Source organism: Rhodanobacter thiooxydans LCS2 (assembly GCF_000264375.1).
GTDB classification, from domain to species: Bacteria; Pseudomonadota; Gammaproteobacteria; order Xanthomonadales; family Rhodanobacteraceae; genus Rhodanobacter; species Rhodanobacter thiooxydans.
This window is the reverse complement of sequence record NZ_AJXW01000198.1, coordinates 1-271: the sequence shown is the minus strand read 5'-3', so window position 1 is coordinate 271 and position 271 is coordinate 1. Positions and strand designations below refer to the sequence as shown.

Here is a 271-nt window from a genome sequence, read left to right as displayed (position 1 = left end):
AAATAGAACAGCTTAGCACAAAAATAGCCGAAGCCAGAAAAGAGTTGCAAAGCCGGGAGATTGTCGTAGAGATGTTAAAAGATACAATCCAAAACCTTGAACAAAAGCTGAAATATGCAACAGCCAATGACGGTACCTTTAAAGCAAAATATATCGAAAAATTCAATCTCGAAAAAGAGATTGCGGCTTTGCAAGAGAACAACACAGAAATTATTGCTGCAATTCAGAAGGAAATAGACGAAATAACAGCCAGCATTGCTGCCCTTGAGCA

General features: G+C 38.4%; 1 protein-coding gene. It reads left to right on the top strand.

Going from position 1 to position 271, the window contains the following annotated elements; translation table 11 throughout:
- Positions 1–271, top strand: a 271-nt coding sequence (locus UUA_RS19770; protein WP_008439912.1) for a hypothetical protein, incomplete at both ends; no start/stop codon positions are given.